The sequence below is a fragment of the Achromobacter sp. E1 genome (assembly GCF_037039475.1).
Taxonomy (GTDB): domain Bacteria; phylum Pseudomonadota; class Gammaproteobacteria; order Burkholderiales; family Burkholderiaceae_B; genus Achromobacter; species Achromobacter mucicolens.
In genome coordinates, this window is sequence record NZ_CP146253.1 from 4,837,023 (window position 1) to 4,854,025 (window position 17,003).

The following is a 17,003-nucleotide window of genomic DNA, read 5'->3' on the forward strand; positions in this document are numbered from 1 at the left end:
CGGCATTGACGCACTGCGTCATCGCAAACCGCTGAATCTACCGCGTCGCGGCAACCGCGCAGCGCCACGCGACGCCCCTCGCGCCGCCCGAAATAAGTTCAAAAAATATCAACCAAATCTGTATTGCTTCAGAGATTCGCAAGTTCCAGAATTCTGTTCATGGGCGCAGCATGCCGCTTGAGGACGGAAAATGGATACGAAGCAATCCGCGAGCCCGAAGCAACTGACGGTTCGCATTTCGCGAGGCACGGAGGACGGCAAGTTCTCCACCTACCTGGTCCCGTGGCGTGACAACCAGACCGTCCTGGACGTGGTGACGGAAGTCCAGCGCACGCAGGAGCCCGGCCTCTCGTACCGCTACGCCTGTCGCGTCGGCGTGTGCGGATCCTGTGCGATGACCGTCAACGGCACGCCGCGCTGGACATGCCGCACGCATGTGAGCCGCGTCGAGGAAGCCGGCGTGATCGTCATCGAACCCCTGCGCAACATGCCGCGGATCAAGGACCTGGTCGTCGACATGCGCGAGTTCTTCCAAAAGTGGGCACGCGCCGGAAATACCTTTGTCGGCACCGCCACGCGCGACGATCCGCCGGCACAGGTGTTGCCGCAAAGCAAGCAACGCAAGCTTGCCGACGCGGCCATCGAATGCATCAACTGCGGCGTCTGCTACGCCGCCTGCGACGTGGTTTCCTGGGACAAGGACTACCTGGGTCCCGCGGCGCTGAACCGCGCGTGGACGCTCTACAACGACGAACGGCACGCCGATCCCAAGGACGTCCTTCACAAGGCCACCTCCGGCAGCGGCTGCAATTCCTGTCACACGCAGGGCAGCTGCATGAAGCACTGTCCGGTCAGCCTGAGCCCGACCGGCAGCATTGCCGGGCTGAAACGCAGCGCCATCGTCAGCCTGCTCAAGGGAGACTGACATGGAGGCCCGTCTGTTCGCGCTCCAGCGCCTTACGGCAATGGTGATGGCGCCCTTCGTCCTGGTGCATGTCGGCCTGGTGATCTATGCGGTCCGCGGCGGCCTGACTGCTGGCGAAATCCTCTCGCGCACCGAGGGGAACTGGCTATGGATCGTCTTCTACGGCCTGTTCGTGGTCAGCGTATCGGTCCACGTCCCCATCGGCTTGCGCAACATCCTGATCGAGTGGCTCAAGCTCGGCCGGCCGGCCGCCTCCGTCGTCGGCCTGGCGTTCGGCGCAATGCTCCTCGTCCTGGGCATGCGCGCGGTCGCCGCGGTGGGAGGGCTGGCGTGATGAAGTCCGCACGCAATCACCGCGCGTACTGGGCCTTCCTGGGACATCGGCTCTCCGGTCTGGCGCTGGCGCTGTTCGTTCCCGTGCACTTCTACGTGCTGGCAATGGCGCTGGACGAGGCCAGGCTGGACGCCTTCCTGAAGCTGGCGGAAATGCCGTGGATGAAAGCCGGCGAATGGGGGCTGGTCCTGCTGCTGACGCTTCACATGTTCTTCGGCCTGCGCCTGCTTGCGCTGGAACTTCTGCCCTGGCGCTCTCCGCGCGACGCGCGCGTTGCCTGGATCGGATGGGGATTTGCGATCTCGATGGCCACCGGACTGGCGTTCATCGCCGGAGTGATCTGACATGCGTATCGACAACCACAAGACGGACATTCTGGTGCTGGGCACCGGCGGGGCCGGCCTCTTTGCCGCGTTGCACGCGAAGAAGGCAAACCCCTCGCTGAAAGTGACGGTGACCGTGAAAGGCCTGCTCGGCAAGTGCGGCTGTACCCGCATGGTCCAGGGCGGCTACAACGTCGCGCTGGCCGCGGGGGACTCGGTCGAGCGCCACTTCATGGACACGATCGAGGGCGGCAAGTGGCTGCCGCGCCAGGATCTGGCGTGGCGGCTGGTGGAAGGCGCGGTCGAACGCGTGCGGGAACTCGAAAACGAAATCGGCTGCTTCTTCGACCGCAATCCCGATGGATCGCTGCATTCCAAAGCGTTTGCCGGCCAGAGCTTCGACCGGACCGTGCACAAGGCGGACCTGACCGGCATCGAGATCATCAACCGGCTGATGGAGCAGGTGCGCGCGCTGGATGTGGAAGAACTTGAAGAGCACCGCGCCATCGAGCTCATTCCGGCCGCCGACGGATCGGGCATCTCGGGCGTGCTCTTCATCGACATGCGGGCGGGCACCTACCGCTTCGTGCAGGCCAAGGCCGTCCTCCTGGCCACCGGCGCCGGCCCGACCATGTATCGCTACCACACGCCGTCCGGTGACAAGACCTGCGACGGCCTGGCCATGGCATTGCGCTATGGCCTGAGGCTCAGGGACATGGAGATGGTGCAGTTTCATCCCACCGGCCTGCTGGGCGGACCGGATACGCGGATGACCGGCACGGTGCTGGAAGAAGGACTGCGCGGCGCCGGCGGCTATCTGCTCAACGGCGAAGGCGAACGCTTCATGACGAACTACGACAAGCGCGGCGAACGGGCCACGCGCGACGTGGTCAGCCGCGGGATCTACGCCGAGATGCGCGCGGGACGCACGGGCCCGATGGGCGGCGTCTACATCCAGATGAGCCATCTGGGTCCGGAGAAAGTCGCCAAGACCTTTCCCGGCATGGTCAACCGATGCAAGGACTGCGGATTCGACCTGGCCGGCGGCAAGGTCGAAGTGGTGCCGACCGCGCATTACCTGATGGGCGGCGTTGAATTCAATGTGGATGGCTCGACCGCCTCGCCGGGCCTGTATGCCGCGGGAGAAGACTGCGGCGGCGTGCACGGCGCGAATCGCCTGGGCGGCAACGGCGTCGCCAATTCCACGGTGTTCGGAGGCATCGCGGGCGATGCGATGGCCGCCTATGTCGCCCGCGAAGGCCACTGGCGCGATCCGGACCAGCAGGTCATCGCGCGCGGTGTCGAACGCGCCGAGTTCCCGTTCTCGCGGCGCGCCGGACGCATCCATGAACTGCGCGATGCGCTGTCGCAGACGATGTGGGACGACGTGGGCGTGCTGCGCAATCGGGATGCCATGGAACATGGCCTTGACGCCATTGCCGCCCACCGCGCCGCCCTGCGCGATATCGGCGTGGCGGACGGCGACCGGCGCTTCAACCTGACCTGGCACGACTGGCTCAACCTTGAAAGCCTGGTCGACATCTCAAAGGTCATCACCGTGTCGGCGCTGGCGCGCGAGAACAGCCGCGGCGCGCACTATCGCGAAGACTTCTCCGAACCCGGCGACCTGCACACCAGCTGCTACACGCGCGTCAGCGCGCGGGACGGCGACGTGAAGCTGGAGATGGTGCCGGTGTCCTTTGACATCGTGAAGCCCGGCGAATCGCTGATCGAAGGCGAAGCAGGCAACCCCCAAAGCTGAAGGCAACCCACCATGAGAATCCCCGTCCAGAAGATTGAACAAGCCGCGCTGGAAATCATGCGCCGCGCTGCAATCGAGATCCCCAAGGACTACAAGGAAGGCATCCAGGCGCTCCAGAAAAAGGAAACCGGCAAGCTGCCGCGATTTGTCATCCACGCCATGATGGACAACTGGGAAGCCGCCGACCAGGACCGGCGCCCGATGTGCGCCGATACCGGACTGCCGCGGTATTACGTCAAGGTCGGCAACGAGGCATCCGTGGACGCCGGGTTCGTGGCCGTGGAGCGCGCGCTGCGCCACGCCACCGCCGAAGGCACCGTCACCATCCCGCTGCGGCCGAATCGCGTCCATCCGCTCTGGCGCACCGACCATAACAACAACGTCGGCATCAACGCGCCAGAAATCGAATGGTCTTTCGAACCGGACGCCGACTGGATCGAGATCACCACCGTGCACAAGGGCGGGCTTTTCGGCACCGACTACCGGATGCTGTTTCCGGGCGACGGCATAGACGGCATCAAGCGCTTCGTGCTGGACACGCTGATCGCGTTCGGCAAGCGCGGGCTGGCGTGCCAGCCCGCCATCGTCGGCATCGGTCTGGGCGGCTCCAAGGACACGTGCATGCAGCTCGGCAAGCAGGCGGCCTGTCTGCGCACGGTAGGCGACCGCAATCCCGATCCCAAGGTGGCCGAGCTGGAGCTTGAGCTGATGAAGCTCGGCAACTCGATCGGCATGGGCGCAATGGGCTTCGTCGGCACCGGCATGGTGGTCGACTGCCACATCGAATGCGGCTACACGCACACCGGCGGCATGCCCATCAGCCTGCATACGTTCTGTCTGTCTTCGCGCCGCGCCACCGCGCGAATTCATGCCAACGGAGAGATCCAGTACCGCACGGATCCCCAATGGTTCACGCCCTACATGCGCCGGGAGACGGTCGAATGGTAAACAACGACGACGACATCAAGGTCTTTCACCTGGACCTGCCCGCCAAGACGGAAGACATCGCCAAGCTTGAACTGGGATCGGCCGTGTACTTGAATGGCTTGGTGTACACGGCCCGCGAGGGCGTCTACAAGAAGGTGCTGGACGAGGGTCTGCCGCTGCCGGTGGATCTGCGGTCCGTCAGCAACGTCAACTTCCACTGTTCGCCCGCCGCCGCGCCCGATGGCCACGGCGGCTACAACGTGGGCGCCGTCACCGCCACCGCGTCGTTCCGGTTCTCCAAATGGATTCCCCGGTGGCTCAGCGAGACGGGGTGCCGCATCCTGATCGGCAAGGGCGGCATGCCGGCCGACGACTACAAACAGGTACTGGCGCCGGGCGGCGCCATCTACCTGACCACGGTCGGCTACGGCACGGGTGCGTTGCTGGGACGGGGCATCAAGCAAGTGCGCGAGGTGCATTGGCTGGATGAGCTTGGCATCGCGCAAGCGATGTGGCTGTTTGAAGTCAAGGACTTCGGGCCTTTCATCGTCGAAAGCGACCTGGACGGGAACTCGCTTTTCGCGCAGCACGCGGAAACGATCAACGCCGGCATCGAAAAGCTCTATGCCGGGTTGAAGCCGCCCGCGCTGCACCGCTACGGCGAGACCGACGACCGCAAGGACGAAGTGATGTAGGCGCCGCCTTGCCGCGCCCCCAATCGGATTCCATTCAAAGAGACTGCGATGATCATCGACTTTCGGCTTCGGCCGCCCGTGGGCGGCTTCCTGAACACGCTGATGTACTCAGCGGGAGAACGGCGCGACGGCTTCACGCGGACGGTGGGATTCGAACCCTCGAAGGCGGCCCAGCAGCAGTCGATGGACCTGCTTCTGCAAGAAATGGAGGCGGCCCGGATCGATCGCGGCGTGGTGGTGGGCAGGCTGGCCGGCGTGCTGGGCAGCGTGTCCAACGACGATGTGCGCGGCATCGTGGCCGCGCACCCCGACCGGTTCATCGGCGCGGCCTCGATCGACCCCACCGACCGGCGCAAGGCCTGCCAGACCATCGATCAGGCCCTCGAAGACGGCTTTCGGCTCATCAACATCGAACCGGGCTCGTATCCGATTCCCATGCACGCGGACGACCGGCGCCTCTATCCCATCTATGGCCATTGCGAAGACGTCGGCGTGCCCGTGATCATGATGGTGGGCGGCACCGCGGGACCCGATTTGAGCTATTCCGATCCCATTCGGACCGATCGCGTCCTGACGGATTTTCCCAACCTCAATGTCGTGGTCGCCCACGGCGGCTGGCCCTGGGTCAACGAAATCCTGCACCTGGGCTTTCGGCGGCCGAACTTGTGGCTGTCGCCCGACATGTACTTTTCGCGCATGCCCGGCTGGGAGGAATACGTGAAGGCAGCCGACAGCTTTCTGTCCGACCGGATGCTGTACGCCAGCTCGTTTCCCTTCTGTCCCGTGCAAGGGTACAAAGAGTGGTTTGAGCGCTTGCCGATCCGTGAGGAAAACCTCAAGAAGGTCATGGGAGGCAACGCCCGGCGGCTGCTCGGGATATAGCGCCCGAACCCCGCGCGTTTCGCAACGCGCCCCCTACCAGGACGAATCTTGCATGGACATCCGGACCCTCTACACGCTGATAGCGATCGCAGACCACGGCAGTTTCGCCGAGGCCGGCAACACCATCGGCCTGTCGTTGTCTGCCGTCAGCATGCAGGTCCGCGCCCTGGAGGATGAACTGGGCATCACGATCTTCGACCGCAGCCGCCGCCCGCCGATCCTGACGGACACGGGCCTTGCGCTGGTCCACCGCGCGCGCGACCTGATCACGCATTGGGAGAGCATGAGCGCCTCGCTAAAAAAGGGAACGTCGGCCGGCCTGCTCAAGCTGGGCAGTGTGCACACCTGTGTGTCGGGTGTGCTGCCGCTGGCCCTGCGGCACCTGCAAAAGCAGGGGCATGGGCTGGAGGTTCACGTCACCACCGGGCTGACGCATGACCTGGAGCGGGCCATCTACCACCGCCAGCTCGATGTCGCCATCGTGACCGAGCCCGATGCGCCGCGCTCCGGCCTGGACTTCCTGCCCTTCGTCGAGGAAGAGCTTGTCGTCATCGCGCACCGCTCGGTGCAGGGCGCCAGCGACCAGGAGATCCTGGAGCAGACCCCGTACGTGCGATTCAACCGCTCTGCCCGCGTCGGCCATCTGGTGCAGGAAGAAATGGTGCGCCGGCGCATCACGGTGCGATCGACCATGGAAATCGACAACCTGGAAGGCGTCATTGCGATGGTGGCCAATGGCCTTGGCGCATCCGTGGTGCCGGCCAGGCGCGGCCGCAACGAGTTCCCGGCGGGAATCCGGGTCACGCCGTTCGGCTCGCCGACCATCAAGCGCCGTCTGGGCATCCTGGCGCCCCAGGAGAATCCCCGATCGCATCTTTCGCAGTTGCTGCTCGACGCGTTGAAGTCCGTCTGCGCCAGCCAGACCCGATGACGACGCGAGGCGCATCCCTATTCCTGATCCGCAGTACGTAGCTCAGCAGTCCAGCAGTGCGTAACCCAGCAGTCCAGTAGTCCGCCAACAATCACCGCGACGCCCCAAAAAAATCGAGCCGACTGGCCCGAGGGACAGTTGCTGCCTGGCAAAACCCGCCCTTCCCGTAGATCGGCGGGCCGCGCCTACCGCGAACGAAGGAGACAACACCGTGAAAGACGAACATCAACTTCTGTATGCACGCCGCCGTCTGATCAAGGCCTTGGGATATGGGCTGGCGCTGTCGCCCTGGCTGGCGGCGCCCGCGCGCGCGAACTGGCCATCGGACAAGGCCATCCGCATGGTCATCCCGTTCTCGGCGGGCGGCGCCACCGATCTGCTGGGGCGCGCGCTCGGCTCCGAAATGGCCAAGGGCCTGAACCAGACCATCGTCGTCGAGAACCGCGCGGGCGCCGGCGGCAGCGTGGGCGCGCAGGCCGTGGCCGGGTCACCCGCGGACGGCTATACGCTGTTGCTCGCTTCGGGAAGCATGTTCACCGTCAATCAGTTCATCTACAGCAAGCTGCCCTACTCGCTCAAAGACTTCAGCCTCATCGCCAAGGTCGCAAGCGGCCCGATGGTCATCACCGTCAATGCCGAACTGCCTGTCAAGAACACGCGCGAACTCATCGCCTACGCCAAGGCGCGGCCGGGCAAGCTCAGCTTTTCGTCCGCAGGGGTCGGCAGCCAGACGCATATGGCCGGCGAAGCCTTCACGGACGCGGCCGGCATTGAACTCATGCATGTCCCCTACAAGGGGGAAGGCCCCGGCTATACGGACCTGATGGCAGGCGTCATCCAGGTGGCCGTCGGCAACATCAATGCGATTGCGCCGCTGCTCAAGGGCGGCCGCCTGCGCGCGCTTTCCGTCACGGGCAAGGAGCGCGCGGCCTTGCTGCCCGGCGTGCCGACCACCGCCGAGGACGGCGTGCCCGGCTTCGAGTTCACCGGCTGGTTTGCGCTGATGGCGCCTGCCGGCACGCCGCAAGCCGCGATAGACCGGCTGCTTGCGGTGGCCAACCAGGCTGTTGAGCAACCGGGCTTGAAGCGGTACCTTCAAGACCAGGGCATGGCGCCCACCATCGTGGCTGGCGCGGCGCTGCAAAAGGAGATTGCCGCGGAGTCCGCCAAATGGCAGGCTCTGGTGCAAAAGAAAGGCATCACCGCCAGCTGACCCACCGCAGGGCTTCGTCGCGCTCCAGCCCTGCTTCGACCATCGAGGTGCTGTTTTCACCCATGCCCACCGAATCGCTTGCGTTTGTCATCCCCGTCATCTTCGTCGCCTACACGGTCTTCGGGATGACGGGATTCGGCGCGGCCATGGTTGCCGTGCCCGTGCTGGTCCAATTCATTCCCCTGCAACTGGCCGTGCCGCTGGTCGTGCTGTTTGACCTGACCTGCACGGCCCTGGTCGGCGGCAGAAACTGGAGACGCGTCAGCCTGGCCGAATTCAAGCGTCTGCTGCCCTGGATGCTGCTGGGCATCGCGCTGGGTGTCACGCTGCTGCGCGACGCCGGGGCGCGCTGGCCCCTGATCCTTCTGGGCGCGTTCGTGCTGGTCGTGTGCATCCAGGGCCTGCGAGGCGCCCGGGGCGGCCCCAAGCCGCCGCTCAAGCCCATCTGGGCGTTTCCGTTCGGGGTGTTCGGCGGCGTCTTCAGCGCGCTGTTTGGCACCGGCGGCCCCATCTATACGATCTACCTCTCGCGACGCCTGGACGCGCTGGAGCAATTCCGGGCAACCATTTCGGTCGTGATCCTGCTGAGCGGGATCGTGCGGGCGGCCGCGTTCGGGGCCGCGGGGATGTACTCCAATCCGGACATCCTGCGCGCCGCCGCGGTGCTCCTGCCCGTGGCGCTCATCGGCCTGTACGCCGGCTCGCGCTTCAGAACGCGCGTCTCGCCCGAACTGCTGAAGCGTTCCATCTTCGTGCTGCTTGCGATCGCGGGCGCCGGCGCAATCTACCGCGGGTGGATGTCGCCCGCATGAGCGGCATCGCGCCGTGCGGGCTGGCGGCCCGCGGCGCGGTCAGGCGGCCGCGTGCCGGCCGCCCGCCGCCACGGTCACTTCGCCGTCGGCATCGCGAATTCGGCTCCCTTGCCGATGCTCTCCGGCCAGCGCTGCATGATCGACTTCTGGCGGGTGTAGAAGCGCACGCCTTCTTCGCCGTAGGCATGCATGTCGCCAAAGAGGCTGCGCTTCCAGCCGCCAAAGCCGTGCCAGGCCATCGGGACCGGGATGGGCACATTGATGCCCACCATGCCGACCTCGATGCGCCGGCCGAATTCGCGCGCCACGTTGCCGTCCCGCGTAAAGCACGCGACACCATTGCCGAACTCATGCGCGTTGATGAGATCCACGGCTTCCTTCAGGTCCTTGACCCGCACGCAGCCCAGGACCGGACCGAAGATTTCTTCCTTGTAGATGCGCATGTCGGGCGTGACGTGGTCGAACAACGTGCCGCCCATCCAGAAGCCGTCGCCGCACCCCTCGCCTGCCTGCGTGCCGTCGAAGCCTCGGCCGTCGACCAGCAGCTTCGCGCCCTCCGCTTCTCCCTGCGCGATGTAGCCGCTGATGCGCTCGTGCGCGGCGCGAGTCACGATCGGTCCCATCTCTGCGGCCGGGTTCTCGCCGTCCAGCACCTTCAAGGCCTTTGTGCGCTCGATCAGCCTGGGCAGCAGGCGATCGGCCACGTCGCTCACCAGCACGGCCACGCTGATCGCCATGCACCGCTCGCCCGCCGATCCGTAGCCGGCGCCGATCAAGGCATCCACGGCCTGGTCGATATCGGCATCGGGCATCACCACCATATGGTTCTTCGCGCCGCCCAGCGCCTGCACGCGCTTGCCCAGCCGGGCGCCCGTCTCATAGATGTAGTTGGCGATCGGCGTGGATCCGACAAAGCTCACCGCCTTCACGCCGGGATGCGTGAGCAGCGCGTCCACGGCGACCTTGTCGCCCTGCACCACGTTGAACACGCCATCGGGCAGACCTGCCTCGCGCAGCAGTTCGGCGATGCGCAGCGACGCACTGGGATCCGTCGGGCTGGGCTTGAGCACGAACGTGTTGCCTGCGGCGATCGCCACCGGAAACATCCACATCGGCACCATCACCGGAAAATTGAAAGGCGTGATGCCGGCCACGACGCCCAGCGGCTGGCGCAACGTCCAGTTGTCGATGCCGGTGGAAACCTGTTCGGTGTGCGCGCCCTTGAGCAGTTGTGGAATGCCGCAGGCGAACTCCACAATGTCGATGCCGCGCGCGACTTCGCCTTGCGCATCGCTGAACACCTTGCCGTGCTCGGCGGTGATCAGGTGAGCGAGCTCGTCGCGGTGGCGGTTCAGCAGTTCAAGAAATCTGAACAACACGCGCGCACGGCGGATCGGCGGCGTGTCGGCCCATGCCGGAAAAGCGGCTTGCGCACTGGCTACCGCGCGCTGCACCTCGTCGGGCGTGGCCAGCGTGACGTGACGGGCGACGACGCCCGTGGCCGGATTGAAGATGGGCTGGCGCGCGCCTGTCCCATCGACGCGGCTTCCGGCGATAAAGTGTCCGGCGATGGATTCGCCGGCGCTGCGCGGGGTTGCATGCATGGTGTTCTCCTGTGCTCAAGCGTGAAGTGCGGGTGCTGGCACTATGTCGTGCCACCCGCCGCGCGTCGAGACCAGAAGGCTGGAATCAGTGTTTGCGGTTCTGAACAATGGAAATTGGCATGACAAAGACAAGACGCCTGGAAGACCTGTGGTCGCACATTCACTGCCTGGGCGTGCTGGCCGACACGGGAAGCTTCACGGCCGCCGCGCGCCGGCTGCAGATCAGCAAGGCGTCGGTCAGCCAGCGCATCGTGGAACTGGAGCAGGCGGCCGGCGTTCCCCTCGTGCGGCGATCCACGCGCAGTGTCAGCCTGACCGAGGCGGGGGCAAGCCTGGTCGACCACACCGCGTCGGCCTACCAGCGCATCGAAGCGGGATTTTCCGCGGTCCGCGACTTGTCCGACGGCCCGCGCGGCGTGTTGTCCGTGACGGCGCCCGTCGCCTTGGGACGCCAGGTCATCGCGCCGCTGATACCCGGATTCCTTGCGCGCTTTCCGGACGTCCGGATTCAGCTTGAGCTGAGCGACCACCTGGCTTCCCTGGCCACCGAGGGATTCGACCTGGCGATCCGGCATGTCGCCGGCGTGCCCGACACCCATGTCGCCTCGTTGATCTGCGAGACGCGCTCGGTGCTCGTCGCCACGCCGCAGTATCTGTCGGCACATGGCACGCCGCGCACGCCCGCGGATCTGGAGGGCCACAATTGCCTGCACTACCTGCGCCGCAGCGGCGGCGCGACCTGGTCGTTCGAATCGCTGGATGGGGACAAGCGCATCGCCGTGCCGGTGCGCGGCAGCTTCACGGCCAACAACAGCGAAGTCCTGCGCGAGGCGGCCGCCGGCTCGGTCGGCATCGCGCTGCTTCCGGATTTCAGCGCGGGCCAGGCGCTGCAGCGCGGCACGCTGGTCGAGGTCCTGCCAGGATGGCGCGTCGTCGGCGACTATGCCGAACGGCTCTATGCAGTCAGGCCCTACACGCCCCGCGTGCCCCTGACCGTGACCTCGTTCGTCCAGTATCTGCGCCAGGCGATTCCGGCCGCCGAAGGCCTGGCGGCCGGAATCGCCCCGCATGCCCACGGCTAATTGACCTGCAACCCCGCCTTGGCCACCAGCTCGGAATAAATGGTGGCGCCCTGATCGACGTACTTCGCCGTATCGGCAGGCGACAACACATGCGGAATGCCGCCGAAGTTGGCGTTGCCCTCGATCCACTTCGGGTCCTTCGAGATCTGCTGAAGCGCGGAGGCCCACTTGTCCACCGCTTCGGCGCTCATGCCCGGCGGCCCGAACAGCCCGCTCCAGCCGATGACGGCCTCGAGCTGCGGCAGATTCGATTCGCGTGCGGTCGGAATGTCCGGAAACTGCGCAAGGCGTTCCGGCGTCGTCGTCAGCAAGGCGCGCAACTTGCCGCCCGCAAGAATTCCGGTCATCGAGCTGAGGTTGTTGCAGGCGAAGTCCACATCGCGGCTCAGCACCGCCATGGCCACCTCGCTGCCGCCCTTGTATGGGACGCTGACGGCCGCGTCGGGCTTTAGCCCCAGACTGCTGAGCAGCAATTGCGGGGCAAGATTCTGCACGGTCGCGGGGCCGGAATGGCTGTAGTTCAGCTTGCCGGGCCTGGCCTTCAACGCCTGGGACAGGTCGCCGATGGTCCGATAGGTGCTATCCGGATGCACCACACAGACGACGGGGTTCAGCTCCAGCAGCCCGATGAACGTGAAATCCTTCGAGGTATAGGGCGTCGTCTTGGGCTGCAACGCGGGCAGGAGGACCTGGGAACCAATGCGGCCCATCAGCAGCGTGTACCCGTCGGGCGCCGCGTTCTTGACCGCGGCCGATCCGATCGCGCCGTTGGCGCCGGCCTTGTTGACCACGACCACCGGCTGCCCCAGGACGCCTTGCGCGGCGGCGGACAGATTGCGCGCCGCCATGTCGGCGTCGCCGCCGACGCTGAAGGGCACGATGAGCTGGATCGGTTTGGCAGGGTAAGCCTGGGCGGCGGCCAGGCCGGGAAGGGAGAGAAGCAGGCAAAACGCGGCGCGAGCGGACCCGCCCGGGACGATGCCGGTGAGGCTGATCATGGGATGTCTCCTGTTCGTTCTACGGGACGAAACCGGACTGCGGCAACGCTCGATGCCTTGAGCTCAATGACCGGTCGTGGACTGCATTGATGCTGCGTGGAAAACCGGTGCGGCCTCGCCCGCGAGGGACACGTTGATGCAAGCGGGCAAGCCGCTGGCGGCGGCCTGGCGCAAGGCGGTGGCCAGGCCTGCGGCGTCGTGCGCCGCAAACCCCGCGCCGCCCAGCGCCGAGGCGACGTCGTGGTAGCGAGCCGCCGGAGAAAGCTCGCAGCCGATGAGCCGCTGCGGGCCGTAGGTGCGCATTTGAATCAGGTGCTCGGCGTTCCAGCGCAGGTCGTTGCCGATCACCGCCATGATCGCCGCGCCTTCGCGCACCGCCGTGTCCAGCTCCATCAGGTGGAATCCGGCGGTGCCGTCGCCCATCATGACGACCACCGTCGCCCCCGGCCGCGCGATCTTTGCGGCGATCGCATAACAGACCCCTGCGCCGATCGCCCCGGACATGCCGTTGATGATGCGAACCGGCGCCTGGCAGAACGCCTGCGCCCATTGGCCGAACTCGCCGCCGTCGCAGATCAGGATCGGATCGGCCGCGGACGCCAGGAACGCCTGCACGGTCTCGCACAGCGCGCGCGGATCCAATGCGCCCTGCGCCGGTGCGGACGGCGTCTTCACCGTCCGGCTTTGCAGCGCTTCATCGACCTGGGCGCGCCACGCAAGACGTTCGGCCGACGGTTGCGCCGCCGCCACCGCCGCCAGCGCCGCCGCCGGGTCGGCTTGCAATGCCAGGACCAGACGCGCGCGAAGCAGCCGGCCCGCGCGTTCCAGCATCGCGGGGTCCGGGTCGATGACCGCGACGCGGGCCTCTTGCCCAAGCGCGCCGGTGCTGCCGAATCCCAGCGTGAAGTCCAGGCACTTTCCCGCCAGCACGATCAGGTCGGCGCTTGGGATGATGCCGGCCAAGGCCCCCAGCGACGGATCTTTCAGCCCGCGGGGGCTTTCCATCGGGATGATGCGCAGCCCCAGCGCGGCTTCGGCTGCCGCGCGCGCGGAACGTCCTTGCGGCCGCGCGCTCGCCGGCCCGGCCAGCACCAGCGGACGCCGGGCCGAATGCAACAGGTCAGCCAGTTGGTTCACGCTGACAGCATCCAGCGCGGCAACCGGCTGAACGGCGGGCGCGCCGGGAAGGTCCGCCATGCCCGATTCGGCGGTCAGCAGGTCAAAGGGCAACGCCAGGTGGACGGGACCGCGACGCGGCGCAAGCGCCTGCGAGATCGCCGCTTCGAGCGCGGGGCAAAGTTCCGCCGCGGACCGCGGGCGAACCGACAACTTGGTCAGCGGACGGGTGATGGAGACCTGGTCCAGTTCCTGGAACGCGCCAGAGCCGTCTTCCGACACCGAGGAGTCGCCCGAGATGAGCAGCACCGGGCTTTCCGCCTGCAAGGCCGAATAAAGCGGGGCGAGTCCGTTGGTCAGGCCCGGCGCGGCGGTGATCAACGCCACGCCGAGTTCGCCGGTGATCTGCGACCACGCATCGGCCATGAAGACCGCGGCCGCTTCGTGCCGGACGTGGATGATGCGGACGCCTGCGTCGATACAGGCATCGTATAGCGGCATGATCTGGTTGCCGGACAGGCTGAAAATGGTATTGACGCCCCGCCGACGCAGCGAGCGAATGATCAACTCAGAACCAAGCACGTTTGTCTCCCCCCGAGGTTGCGCTTGGCTTTGCCTTGCAACCTTTTATTGATCCGACATGTTTCTTTGACCCATTTGCGGCTCAGTGTATCGGGTAACGGCGGCGTTTAGGTTGATGTTTTTTGAACCAAGGATCACGCCCGCCGACGCGTGGCGGTCTGCCCTCACACGCTGATAGCGGATCCCTCTATACAGAGCGGCGCGCCTGGTGTTTCATACCGTCTTGGCGATCCAAGACCTTGCGCGGCCGTCGCGCGGCCCTCTTCGAAGGCGACACCATGGCAAAAAGACACCTTGGCGCGGCAGTTGGCCTCATGACCTGGATGATGACGATGACCCCCAGTTTTGCCGGTTCCATTGGTTACCTGGGGCCCGCGGGCTCGTGGACCCATCAGGCGTGCCTGGACCTGTTCGGGCCCAACGCGCTTGTCCCGCTCACGCGCGACGAACTCTTTTCCGGCTACGCATCGGGCAAGCTGACCCAGGCGTGCGTCCCCGTGACGACGTCGGTCGTCGGCGTCACGCCCTATCTGGACGCGGTGCTGGATCTGCCCAATGCCGTGGTGGTCGGCGAATACCCCAAGATGCTGGGCTACAGCCTGCTGGCGCGTCCCGGCGCGACGCTGCAAGGCATCAAGGAAGTGTTCGCCCACCCGGTGGCATTCGAGGAAGTGAAACCCTGGCTGGACCGGGAAATGCCCACGGTGAAGCGCACCGAGGCCGCAAGTGGCGGCGCCGCGGCCAAGACCGTCGCCGAAAGCGCCACCCTGGACAAGGCCTCATTCGGTCCGAAGGTGGGCGCCGGCGTGTATTCGCTGAGCGCGCTGGTCGATGGGATCGAGGAAGGACCGCACAATGTGACGCGCTGGTGGGTGCTGGGCCGCGACCTGCCGGCGCCCACGGGGCATGACAAGACCTCGCTGGTGCTCTCGACCGCGGACGACAACCTGAATGATGCACTGCGCGCCCTCGTGCAGGCCAACGTTGCCGTGCTGACGATCTATGAGCGTCCCAGCAAAAAGACCCTGGACACGCACCGGTATGTCGTCGAGGTCGCGGGCCATGCCGCGCAGGAACCCCTTGCCGGGCTTTTGAAGGCGCATCCCGAGTTCCGGTTGCTGGGTTCCTACCCGCGCAAGTGAGCGGCGGTTGATTCCCCGTGCGGTGTTGCGCGCGCGCCGCGCCCCCGCCACCCGAAAACTCTAATTAATAGTATTTCTTATTCGCATTCGGTAGACTGCTGGGCATCTTGCAATCTCCCGACTCCCTATCCCTCCCCGCAGTCGAGCAGCTTTATCGCCATCACCATGGGTGGCTGCAAGGCTGGCTCCATCGCAAGCTGGGCGACAGCGGCGACGCGGCCGATCTGGCGCAGGACACGTTCGTACGGCTGATGGCCGCGCGCCGTCCGCCCGTGCTGCGCGAAGAGCCGCGCGCGCTGATCACGCATATTGCCAAGGGGCTGCTGGTTGACCATTGGCGCCGCCGCGCCGTGCAACAGGCCTACCTGGACGCCATCGCGCACCTGCCAGAGCCGCAGGTACCGTCTCCGGAAACGGGACTCATGATCGTGCAGACGCTGGTGGCGATCGACGCCATGCTGCAGCGCCTGCCCGCCGCCACGCGCGACATGTTCCTGCTGGCGCAACTGGACGGTCTGACGCTGCAAGAGATCTCCGAGCAGACCGGCAAGCCCGTGATCACGGTGCGGCGCCATCTGCGCAAGGCCCTGATGGCCTGCATGACGGCCGCCGCATGAGCGCGCCGGGCGATCTATTGCTGGAGGAAGCGGCCGACTGGGTCATCCGGCTGCGCTACGAGACCTCCGACGCGGCCACGCGGCGGGCATTCGAGCGGTGGCTGGCCCAAGGCGCGGCCCACGCGCAGGCATGGGCCCGCGCCGAGCAGGTGCTGGGCGTGTTCGAAGGAGTACCCTCCTCCATCGGCCATCGCGTGCTGCGCGCCACCCGCAAGCGCCAGAGCCGCCGAACCGTGCTGCGCGCGGCGCTGGGGCTGGGCGTGCTCGCCCCGGCCGGCTGGATGGCGTGGCGCGAGGCGCCCGCCTGGCGCGCCGACCTGCGCACTGCGGCGGGCGAGCAACTAACACGTCTGCTCGACGATGGCACGCAACTGGTGTTGAACAGCGGCAGCGCCGTCGACCTGCGCTACGGCGCCGGCGAACGCCGTCTGATCCTGGTGGCCGGGGAAGTGCTGGTGACGACCGGCCAGGAATCGCAGGCCGCGTACCGGCCCTTCGTGGTGCAAACCCCGCAAGGCGAGGTAGAGGCGCTTGGCACGCGATTCTCGGTGCGTCTGACCCACGACCGCACCGAGGTCATGGTGTTCGAGCACGCCGTGCTGGCGCGCCCCGCCAGCGGCACGCCCCTGCGCATCGACGCCGGGCAACGCAGCAGCTTCACGCTTGGCCAGACCGGCGCGCTCGCGCCGGTGGACGACAGCGCGGCGCTCTGGGCGCAAGGGATGCTGGTCGTGCGCGACCAGCGCCTGGCCGACGTGGTGGCCGAACTGGCGCGCCATCGCCCGGGCTTTCTGCGCTGCGCGCCCGAGGTCGCCGACCTGCGGGTCTCCGGCGCGCTATCGCTTCGAGATACCGACGCAGCCCTGCAGGCGCTGGCCGAACGCCTGCCCATCGCCGTGCAACGGGTCACCCGCTACTGGGTATCGGTCGGTCCCGCAGGCGCTTGAGCCGCCGCGCGGAAAAATATTTTGCGTCGAGGTGATCACTTTTTCGATGTCGTGCGGAGTAGGAAGTAAGACCGCATCAAGGGGATGCGGGCGCTTCTTGCTTGACGATGT

The 17,003-nt window shown here is 66.3% G+C and carries 17 protein-coding genes; 14 read left to right on the forward strand and 3 right to left on the reverse strand.

Going from position 1 to position 17,003, the window contains the following annotated elements; translation table 11 throughout:
• The first annotated feature begins 190 nt into the window (after window positions 1–190).
• The 10 genes from V6V88_RS22535 (at window position 191) to V6V88_RS22580 (ending at window position 8,804) form a co-directional block, all read left to right on the forward strand.
• Window positions 191–925, forward strand: coding sequence for a 2Fe-2S iron-sulfur cluster-binding protein (locus V6V88_RS22535; RefSeq protein WP_338616412.1), 735 nt, complete (start codon window positions 191–193; stop codon window positions 923–925).
• Between the two features lies 1 nt (window position 926).
• Complete coding sequence (locus V6V88_RS22540; protein WP_152382489.1) at window positions 927–1,259, forward strand: succinate dehydrogenase; 333 nt, start codon at window positions 927–929, stop codon at window positions 1,257–1,259.
• A complete protein-coding gene (locus V6V88_RS22545; RefSeq protein ID WP_056325848.1) occupies window positions 1,259–1,603 on the forward strand; it encodes a succinate dehydrogenase in 345 nt (114 codons plus the stop codon). The genes V6V88_RS22540 and V6V88_RS22545 overlap by 1 nt, the downstream gene beginning before the upstream one ends.
• Before the next feature lies 1 nt (window position 1,604).
• Window positions 1,605–3,344, forward strand: coding sequence for an FAD-dependent oxidoreductase (locus V6V88_RS22550; protein WP_280003650.1), 1,740 nt, complete (start codon window positions 1,605–1,607; stop codon window positions 3,342–3,344).
• 12 nt (window positions 3,345–3,356) lie between these two features.
• A complete protein-coding gene (locus V6V88_RS22555; RefSeq protein WP_056325844.1) occupies window positions 3,357–4,292 on the forward strand; it encodes a fumarate hydratase in 936 nt (311 codons plus the stop codon).
• Window positions 4,286–4,966 (forward strand): fumarate hydratase C-terminal domain-containing protein, encoded by a 681-nt coding sequence (locus V6V88_RS22560; RefSeq protein WP_056325841.1) that lies wholly within the window; start codon window positions 4,286–4,288, stop codon window positions 4,964–4,966. Before V6V88_RS22555 ends, V6V88_RS22560 begins: the two co-directional genes overlap by 7 nt.
• Window positions 4,967–5,014: 48 nt before the next feature.
• Window positions 5,015–5,848 (forward strand): amidohydrolase family protein, encoded by an 834-nt coding sequence (locus V6V88_RS22565; protein ID WP_338616415.1) that lies wholly within the window; start codon window positions 5,015–5,017, stop codon window positions 5,846–5,848.
• A gap of 52 nt (window positions 5,849–5,900) precedes the next feature.
• Window positions 5,901–6,779 (forward strand): LysR substrate-binding domain-containing protein, encoded by an 879-nt coding sequence (locus V6V88_RS22570; protein ID WP_056325836.1) that lies wholly within the window; start codon window positions 5,901–5,903, stop codon window positions 6,777–6,779.
• 211 nt (window positions 6,780–6,990) lie between these two features.
• The gene (locus V6V88_RS22575; RefSeq protein WP_338616417.1) at window positions 6,991–7,992 is read left to right on the forward strand and encodes a tripartite tricarboxylate transporter substrate binding protein; all 1,002 of its coding nucleotides are present in this window, start codon (window positions 6,991–6,993) and stop codon (window positions 7,990–7,992) included.
• Between the two features lie 62 nt (window positions 7,993–8,054).
• Window positions 8,055–8,804, forward strand: a complete 750-nt coding sequence (locus V6V88_RS22580; protein WP_056325833.1) for a sulfite exporter TauE/SafE family protein — start codon at window positions 8,055–8,057, stop codon at window positions 8,802–8,804.
• Between the two features lie 74 nt (window positions 8,805–8,878).
• Here the strand turns inward: V6V88_RS22580 and V6V88_RS22585 are convergent, their stop codons facing one another.
• Window positions 8,879–10,408 (reverse strand): CoA-acylating methylmalonate-semialdehyde dehydrogenase, encoded by a 1,530-nt coding sequence (locus V6V88_RS22585; protein WP_338616419.1) that lies wholly within the window; start codon window positions 10,406–10,408, stop codon window positions 8,879–8,881.
• 119 nt (window positions 10,409–10,527) lie between these two features.
• Between V6V88_RS22585 and V6V88_RS22590 the strand changes: the two genes are divergently transcribed.
• Window positions 10,528–11,490, forward strand: coding sequence for a LysR family transcriptional regulator (locus V6V88_RS22590; RefSeq protein WP_338616420.1), 963 nt, complete (start codon window positions 10,528–10,530; stop codon window positions 11,488–11,490).
• Here the strand turns inward: V6V88_RS22590 and V6V88_RS22595 are convergent.
• Together V6V88_RS22595 and V6V88_RS22600 are read right to left on the reverse strand one after the other, a co-directional pair.
• Window positions 11,487–12,488: a tripartite tricarboxylate transporter substrate binding protein gene (locus V6V88_RS22595; protein ID WP_338616422.1), complete on the reverse strand. Its 1,002-nt coding sequence runs from the start codon at window positions 12,486–12,488 to the stop codon at window positions 11,487–11,489. The two genes, V6V88_RS22590 and V6V88_RS22595, sit on opposite strands and share 4 nt — an antisense overlap.
• Before the next feature lie 63 nt (window positions 12,489–12,551).
• Window positions 12,552–14,186 carry a thiamine pyrophosphate-binding protein gene (locus V6V88_RS22600; RefSeq protein WP_338616424.1) on the reverse strand — a complete coding sequence of 545 codons (1,635 nt, stop codon included), beginning with the start codon at window positions 14,184–14,186 and terminating at the stop codon, window positions 12,552–12,554.
• A 314-nt stretch (window positions 14,187–14,500) separates the two neighbouring features.
• Here V6V88_RS22600 and V6V88_RS22605 point away from each other — a divergent pair, with 314 nt between their 5' ends.
• The 3 genes from V6V88_RS22605 (at window position 14,501) to V6V88_RS22615 (ending at window position 16,892) form a co-directional block, all read left to right on the forward strand.
• Entirely contained in the window at window positions 14,501–15,328 is an 828-nt protein-coding gene (locus tag V6V88_RS22605; RefSeq protein WP_338619703.1) for a prephenate dehydratase domain-containing protein, read from the forward strand.
• Between the two features lie 107 nt (window positions 15,329–15,435).
• Window positions 15,436–15,945, forward strand: coding sequence for a sigma-70 family RNA polymerase sigma factor (locus V6V88_RS22610; RefSeq protein WP_062839808.1), 510 nt, complete (start codon window positions 15,436–15,438; stop codon window positions 15,943–15,945).
• Window positions 15,942–16,892, forward strand: a complete 951-nt coding sequence (locus tag V6V88_RS22615) for a FecR domain-containing protein (RefSeq protein ID WP_338616426.1) — start codon at window positions 15,942–15,944, stop codon at window positions 16,890–16,892. The genes V6V88_RS22610 and V6V88_RS22615 overlap by 4 nt, the downstream gene beginning before the upstream one ends.
• Window positions 16,893–17,003: the final 111 nt, after the last annotated feature.